Origin of the sequence: Allomuricauda sp. TY007, from assembly GCF_010468565.1 — a bacterium.
In the GTDB taxonomy this organism is placed as follows: Bacteria; Bacteroidota; Bacteroidia; order Flavobacteriales; family Flavobacteriaceae; genus Flagellimonas.
This window is the reverse complement of the sequence record NZ_WUEG01000008.1, coordinates 187089-194175: the sequence shown is the minus strand read 5'-3', so window position 1 is coordinate 194175 and position 7087 is coordinate 187089. Positions and strand designations below refer to the sequence as shown.

Annotated in this window: 8 protein-coding genes and 1 pseudogene; 7 read left to right on the top strand and 2 right to left on the bottom strand. The window is 39.1% G+C overall.

Annotated features, from left to right (window positions below; all coding sequences use genetic code 11):
• Together GO009_RS10875 and GO009_RS10870 are read right to left on the bottom strand one after the other, a co-directional pair.
• Positions 1-229, bottom strand: a pseudogene (locus tag GO009_RS10875) (hydrolase); the annotation flags it as partial.
• 47 nt (positions 230-276) lie between these two features.
• A complete protein-coding gene (locus GO009_RS10870; protein WP_163626221.1) occupies positions 277-1167 on the bottom strand; it encodes a hypothetical protein in 891 nt (296 codons plus the stop codon).
• Positions 1168-1509: 342 nt separating this feature from the next.
• Between GO009_RS10870 and GO009_RS10865 the strand changes: the two genes are divergently transcribed.
• The 7 genes from GO009_RS10865 to GO009_RS10835 all read left to right on the top strand — a co-directional run bounded on the left by GO009_RS10865 (position 1510) and on the right by GO009_RS10835 (position 7038).
• Positions 1510-1674 (top strand): hypothetical protein, encoded by a 165-nt coding sequence (locus GO009_RS10865; protein ID WP_163626220.1) that lies wholly within the window; start codon positions 1510-1512, stop codon positions 1672-1674.
• A gap of 77 nt (positions 1675-1751) precedes the next feature.
• Positions 1752-3695, top strand: coding sequence for an ATP-binding protein (locus GO009_RS10860; RefSeq protein WP_163626219.1), 1944 nt, complete (start codon positions 1752-1754; stop codon positions 3693-3695).
• Between the two features lie 14 nt (positions 3696-3709).
• Positions 3710-4375 (top strand): response regulator transcription factor, encoded by a 666-nt coding sequence (locus GO009_RS10855; RefSeq protein WP_163626218.1) that lies wholly within the window; start codon positions 3710-3712, stop codon positions 4373-4375.
• Positions 4376-4583: 208 nt separating this feature from the next.
• Complete coding sequence (locus tag GO009_RS10850; protein ID WP_163626217.1) at positions 4584-5093, top strand: hypothetical protein; 510 nt, start codon at positions 4584-4586, stop codon at positions 5091-5093.
• 382 nt (positions 5094-5475) lie between these two features.
• Positions 5476-5769, top strand: coding sequence for a hypothetical protein (locus GO009_RS10845; RefSeq protein ID WP_163626216.1), 294 nt, complete (start codon positions 5476-5478; stop codon positions 5767-5769).
• A gap of 2 nt (positions 5770-5771) precedes the next feature.
• Positions 5772-6824 carry a type I restriction endonuclease gene (locus GO009_RS10840; RefSeq protein WP_163626215.1) on the top strand — a complete coding sequence of 351 codons (1053 nt, stop codon included), beginning with the start codon at positions 5772-5774 and terminating at the stop codon, positions 6822-6824.
• On the top strand, positions 6811-7038 hold the full coding sequence (locus tag GO009_RS10835) for a hypothetical protein (protein WP_163626214.1): 228 nt from the start codon (positions 6811-6813) through the stop codon (positions 7036-7038). The genes GO009_RS10840 and GO009_RS10835 overlap by 14 nt, the downstream gene beginning before the upstream one ends.
• Positions 7039-7087: the final 49 nt, after the last annotated feature.

Genomic DNA, 7087 nt, shown 5'->3' with positions numbered 1-7087 from the left:
CCCCCCCCCCGTTGCTGCCATCGGGCAGCATGCTGGAGTGGATGGCATTCACGTATTTGGCGGTGCCAAAGTCAAATTTAAACTTACCGCCATGGTTCATGCCATGTCCGTCGATGCCTTTGTTGGCAAACCAACTTACCACTTCAAAATTGGAGACCAAAGGAGCATTGGGATTGTTCTTTGCAATAGCTTCAACATCCAAAACGTGGTATTGGTGCCCGTAGGCCACAAAAATATAATCGACCTCAAGGTCATCAATATTGACACCGGTTTAAGTCATTGTTGCATAAATGATTCCTTTTTATATCGATGTACAGGAACGTATGTTTGAATAATATAAGGTGTTATTTTTCGTAAGGTTTCTCCGTTTATGGGATGCAAACCGGGTGCAGTATAGTATTCAATTTCCCCATTTTTGTTTTTGTAATACCAGATTAAGGGTTTGTTGGTTTTTTCGGCAAAAAATTGGGTGGCCATATCGACCTCCACTTTTTTGAAATTCTCCAGCTTCATTTTATCCAAGGGTTCAACTGAAGTTCCGTATTTGGAGTAGGGTTTTGTGGCACAAGAAACCTCTACATATAAGGTGTCGGCCCAGGCCATGCATTGGTTTGGAGAGAGTGTTTGGCTATTGGAGGACTGATTTTTTAAAACCAATGTGGTCAATGTAATAGTTACAAGGACAAAGCCGATAGCAACAATTAGTTTCCATGGAGGAGGGTTTGTAACTGTCTTCGTATTGGCTGTTTCATCAACAATTTCAGGTTCAGAGTTGTCTATTGAGAATTCTCCAGAGGTTGAATTATTGGACTTTAAGTATTCTACATAAGGTCTTGGTCGAAAATCGATCAGCCAAGCAATCAATTCTAAATTCTCAGTACCTGTATCACCTGTCTTTTCTTTTAGGAATTTAACAATGGGCAGAAACTTGTCTGCTTTAAACTGTTGAACATGTAATACCCTGTTTTTACCTTCTTCAAATTGAAAAAATCTGTTTAAAGTTTGTTCATCATACTTCAATCTTCTTTTATCCAATAGCCAAAGACAGGCCTCCCTAATTTGTCTACGGGTAGGGTTGGCAAGATAACCTCTCATTTCCCCACCCTTATCCTTTCTATACTTTTCTAAAATCTCTCTTTTATAGCTTTCAATTGTCTTTGGTTCCATGGTTGGCTTGGAATTTCTGGAATTTTTATGGAATTCACAGGAATCATTGGAATTCTTGGAATCACCTATAAAGATAGCCTTTAACTGCCTATAATTTTGTCTCTGAAAATGAATTCCTGCTATGTCTAGCTAAACATAGTATTTGTACAAGGTTCATTTTTATGGAAATCTGTAAGACGGCCAGTATTTGGTCCATCGGAAAGTAGCCAAGTCTGCCGCTTACAGTTTCCACTTTCCAAAAACAAAGGAGTACTCCAAAACTCACGGGTGGCTGAAAAGCCAAAGACAACTCTGGGAAAATCCCGGACAGCCACCCCTTTGTCAAATTTTAAATCAAATATTATGAAACGAGTTTATATAGCCCTAATGGGCATTATTTTGAATATGTTCATGTTTTCTTGCGCCAAAGAAGACATTGCAGACACTGAGACATTGTACCATACTGTGGCAACGGAAGGGGATGATGAAAATCCATCACCACCACCGCCTCCAGATGGGGATAATTAATTCACCATAATTTTAGTAATTTGAGCTATGCTTTCGGGTATGGCTCTTTTTTCTTTAATGCCTCATAAAATGTTAGTTTGAAAAAAATATCACTACTAATTGCAGTCATCTTTTACTTTTCTTGTACACCTAGAACTTCAGTTTTCGAATCAGAAGCTCAAGGTATTAGTGACAGCATTATACTTCAATATGAAGTTTCCAAAAACAAGGACATTTCATTGGAAGAAAGACTCGAAGCTGCAAACAAAGCATACTTTTATTTAAAGAAAAAAGAGAAGGATACCTTTTACAGTTATGTTCTCTATCAAAAAAATGTTCTTCATCTTCTAAACGAGGAATATGACAGTTTGCTAATTTATCATGGTGAACTTGTAGATTCCATTGTTCATCATGATAATCTTTTCAATTTAGCAAGACAACATTATTTAATGGGCCATTATTTCTCCGAAATAGTACATAATTCAGAAAAAGCATTTCAAAATTATACACTTTCAAAAGGTTATTATGAGCAAATTGGTGATAGTAGTTGGGTAGGCAGAAACCTTTTAAATATGGGTACCATCCAAAAGGATTTTAATGATTTCTTTGGAAGTAAAGAAACCCTTACCGAAGCCATACAGTTTTTAAAATCCAAAAAGGACACTACGTATATAGCACAATGTTATAATCTTTTGGCCACGGACCATCGCAAACTTTTGAATTATTCAGATGCCGTTAAATATTATAACAAAGCAATTGCAGCATCCAGTGTCAAAAAAGATAAATTGGGTTATAAAAATAATTTAGCTGTAACTCTTATTGATAATAGAAAGTATAAAGATGCAATTGGGATACTCCAAAAAATAAGTTCGGATTCTTCTTTGGACCACTCTTCTACACTATATGCCCGGGTATTGGACAATCTGGCCTACGCCCAATGGCTATCAGGAAAAGAAAACAAAGCAGATTCCTTTTTAAAAGCATTGGATATACGCACCCAAAACGATGATAAAAGGGGGCTAATTGCGAGCTATACCCATTTGGGCGAATTTTACTCCAAAGACCGACCCCAAGTGGCCAAAGCCTATTTTGATACCGTGATCGGGCTGTCAAAAACCATAAAAATGCCGCGGGCAGAAAAGGATGCCTTAAAATTCTTGATGCCTTTGGAGCCCAACAATGCGCAACTGCGTGACCGCTATGTTTTTTTACAGGATAGTTTGTATGAGCAAGAACTAAAGGTAAAGACCCAATTTGCCAAGTATAAATATGATGATAAGGTAAAACAAGAAGAAAATTTACGATTGGAAAAGGAAAATGCCGAAAAAGCCTTGGAGGTTACCCGCCAACGTACCCAAAAAACAATATCCTACTTTGGCTTGGCATTGCTCTTGCTGACATCGGGCTTTGGGATTTACTTTTTTAGGCAACGTACACAACGGTTGCAACAGGAAAACAAAACGGCAAAACTGGAAGCCACTTTGGAAACAGAAGCTGAACTGTCCCGTAAGTTGCATGATGACCTTGGCGGAAAGCTGAACAAGGCAATGATATTGGTGCAAAACGAAGCCGATAAATCCAATGTGTTGGACAATTTGGAAACACTTTATAACCAAACGAGGGATTTTTCCCGGGAGATCAATGATGTGGACACTGGCCCTAGTTTTAAGCAGGAATTTTTGGCAATGCTCCGTTTTAGGACACCGCCAAGCGTCAAACTGTTCATCACTGGGAGTAAGGAAATCAATTGGACAACCATAGCGCCATTGACCAAAACCGTACTGTACAAGGTACTTCAGGAATTAATGATCAATATGAACAAGCATAGCGAAGCCACCTTGATTACCATTGCATTCCACAGAAAGGGCAAAATGCTGGAAGTGGACTATACCGATGATGGTATTGGAGCCTCTATTGAAGAACTGAACGCCAAAAATGGACTTCGGAATACAGAAAAGCGTATTCAGGCCATAGGGGGAACCATTACATTTGATTCAGGAAAGGGAAATGGTTTTAAGGCCAACATCACCATTCCGAACTAAAACAGTTACCTACTATGTTCAAAAAAATTCTGATCGCTGAAGACTTTCAAGATACCAATCGAGGCATTGTGGATGCCATTCAAAGCAAATTGCATATTCCAATAATCCAGGAAGAGTTGTATTGCGATAAGGCCTACAATCGATTAAAATTGGCCCACATCCAAAAAGAGCCGTATGATCTGTTGATCACCGATTTTTATTTCAAAAAGGACCATGTGGAGCGTAAACTTGCCTCTGGTCAAGAACTTATAAAGGCCGCGAGAAGTGTACAGCCCAATTTAAAGATCATTGTGAATTCCATGGTGGATAATCCAGCAACGATCAATGCACTTTTTAAGGAAGAAAACATAAATGCTTATGTATGCAAGGGCCGCAATGGGTTAACGGAACTGGTGAACGCCATACAAGAGGTGTACCATAACCGCACATTTGTTTCTCCCCATGTAAGTCTGAATGTTACGGATAATGTGTTTGAACTGGATGAATTTGATCTTATGATCTTGAAGGACCTTGCCGACGGTCTCACCAAAAAGGAGATTTCTGAAAAGCTCAAGCAACAGAACATCACTCCCAATAGCGAAAGCACTATCGACAAAAAAGTGAGCAGGCTATTTGATGAATTTGGGGCAAAAAATACACATCACCTGATAGCCAAATTGGTCAGGGAAGGTAAAATCTGAGTCTGGACTTCCCCTTTATTCAAATAAATTTTAATCCCTTACAGATTTCTGTAAGGGATTGTTTTTTAATGGGGTTAGGTTTGGGGCTATGTTAAAATCTCAAGTTGAGTGTCTATTAATAGAATTACTGAAGTGGAGTTCAGAAACCACTATTAAAAACGAGGCGAAACCGAAAAGCCATACGATTAGGACCAACCAAACCATTCGCATGATTAAAAAATCAACCTTCAAGATGACAGCCATTTTTATGGCAACAACAGTTCTTTTTTCAAGTTGTGCTTCCATTGTAAGTAAAGGAAGTTATCCTATATCAATCAATAGTGCTCCAAGCGAGGCCAAAATTGTCATAAAAGACAAAAAAGGCATTGAAATTTTTTCTGGGCAAACACCTGCAACACTAAAGTTAAAAGCAGGGAGCGGATTTTTTGGAAAAGCTAGATACCAGGTAACTTTTTCAAAAACTGGATATGACAGCAAAACACTTCCAGTAGAATTTAAACTTGATGGGTGGTACTTTGGAAATTTACTTCTAGGTGGGCTCATAGGCATGCTTATCATTGATCCTGCAACTGGAGCCATGTATAAGCTGGAAACTGAATTCCTTAATGAAACTTTGGTACAATCCACAGCGAGTGTTCAAAATGGAGGATTGAAAGTTTATGACTTCAATGACATTCCTGTTGAATGGAAAAGTCATTTAGAGCAAGTAAGTGAATAAAAGCTTTATAACACTGACCATTAACTATCCATAATGGACAGTAGGAAATAAAATCTATTCGTTTCTTATTGTCCGTTCAAGCAAATTAGAGTCCCTTACGGAAATCTGTAAGGGATTGTCTTTTAATGGGTTTAGGTTTGGATTGTTAATTCTAAAATTGAAATCATGCCAAGATATTATGTCAACAGGACTGCTCAACAAAACGGTGATCATGAGGTTCACAAAGAAGGCTGTTATTGGCTAACACTTGTTGTTAGTAAGAAAGATTTAGGAATTCATTCTAGTTGCGAATCTGCAGTTAGGGAAGCAAAGAAGAGCTACATACAATCCAATGGTTGTGTGCATTGTTCCAAAGAATGTCATACTACTTAAATTGATGTCTATGAAAAAGTTAGTCAAATTCGTTTTAGCGATAGTAATACTTGCAATCACAATAAGCTACTTCTTTGGCGGCGGTCTTGAAAGTCAGGCGAAAACTGAAATGAATAAAATTGAAAATCAAGTAGCGGAAGATGCAATACGGCAATACGAAATTGCTAAGCGAAGCGGTTCTGCCATGGATGCCTATGTTCAAGCAGGTATGGTGGCAGCCGCATTTCTACAAGCCGAGGATGAGACCAATTATAAGAAGTGGAAAGAAATTGAAAAAGAGGAAGCCAAAAATGTAGGTTTATAATCATGGAACTCCAAAACCAACTCAAAGCCCTGGCCGAAAAAGTGGTCAAGCTCAAAGGCCGGATAGATACCGAAGAATCCACCAAGCATGCCTTTGTGCTGCCATTTATCAACTTATTGGGGTACGATACGTTTAATCCCACCGAAGTGGTGCCGGAATTCACGGCAGATCTGGGGCTTAAAAAAGGGGAGAAGGTGGACTATGCCATTTTTCAGAATGGGGAGCCCATCATTATTATTGAATGTAAAAACTGGAAGGAAAAACTCACCGCCCACAACTCCCAGTTGTTTCGGTATTTTCACACCACCAAAACCCGGTTTGCCCTGCTTACCAATGGTATCGAATATCAATTTTACACCGATTTGGAATCTGCCAATAAAATGGATGAAAAACCCTTTTTGGAATTCGATATCACCCAATTAAAGGAAAATACCATCCATGAAATTGCCAAGTTCCACAAATCCAACTTTAATATAGATGAGATTGTGGACAATGCAAGCTCATTAAAATACACCAAGGAAATAAAGAAACTGATCACCGAGGAACTGCAATCCCCTTCGCACGATTTTGTGAGACTGTTTGCGGGAGAAGTCTATTCAGGCCGGCTTACCGAAAAGGTAATGGGGGAATTCACCGATTTGGTAAGCAAGGCCTTTACCCAGACCATAAGCGAAAAGGTCAACGACCGTTTAAACGCTGCCTTGACTAAGGAAACCGAGAAACAGCAAGAAGAAGACAAAGAACCCGAAAAAATAAGCAAGGTCAACACTACGGAAGAAGAATTGGAAGGATATCGGATTGTGGTGGCCATTTTAAGACGGAAACTGCCTGTTGAGCGCATTGTTCACAGGGATACTCAATCGTATTTCGGAATTTTGTTGGATGACAACAACCGAAAACCCTTATGTCGACTTCATTTGAATGGTGGGAACAAGTATCTGGGTGTTTTTGATGAGCAGAAGGAAGAAACCAGACATTTAATGGAATCCATTGACGATATCTATCAGTTTGAGGAAGAACTATTGAAAACGGTAGGGTATTATGAGGACAACTAGAATTATTCTAATCCCGGTACTTTTTGTTTTCCTATGCGGTTTTGGGGAAACCTTGGATGCTGACAAAGTCTATATCTGCAAGGGTAAAGGGAGTAAAAAATACCACTATAACAAGCATTGCAGAGGCCTTTCCCGTTGTTCCACCAAAATCTACGAGGTCACTTTAGAGAAGGCCAAAGAAATGGGCCGTACCCTATGCGGTTGGGAAGACTAACCCTCTGTTTATATAAACTGGTAATGTCACATCGAGTGGAATCGCAAGG

Bases quoted from the DNA above. Each gene is read 5' to 3' on its own strand.
- GO009_RS10865 (WP_163626220.1), top strand. From the start codon at position 1,510: ATGAAACGAGTTTATATAGCCCTAATGGGCATTATTTTGAATATGTTC.
- GO009_RS10850 (WP_163626217.1), top strand. From the start codon at position 4,584: ATGATTAAAAAATCAACCTTCAAGATGACAGCCATTTTTATGGCAACA.
- GO009_RS10835 (WP_163626214.1), top strand. From the start codon at position 6,811: ATGAGGACAACTAGAATTATTCTAATCCCGGTACTTTTTGTTTTCCTA.
- GO009_RS10870 (WP_163626221.1), bottom strand. From the start codon at position 1,167: ATGGAACCAAAGACAATTGAAAGCTATAAAAGAGAGATTTTAGAAAAG.
- GO009_RS10845 (WP_163626216.1), top strand. From the start codon at position 5,476: ATGAAAAAGTTAGTCAAATTCGTTTTAGCGATAGTAATACTTGCAATC.
- GO009_RS10855 (WP_163626218.1), top strand. From the start codon at position 3,710: ATGTTCAAAAAAATTCTGATCGCTGAAGACTTTCAAGATACCAATCGA.
- GO009_RS10840 (WP_163626215.1), top strand. From the start codon at position 5,772: ATGGAACTCCAAAACCAACTCAAAGCCCTGGCCGAAAAAGTGGTCAAG.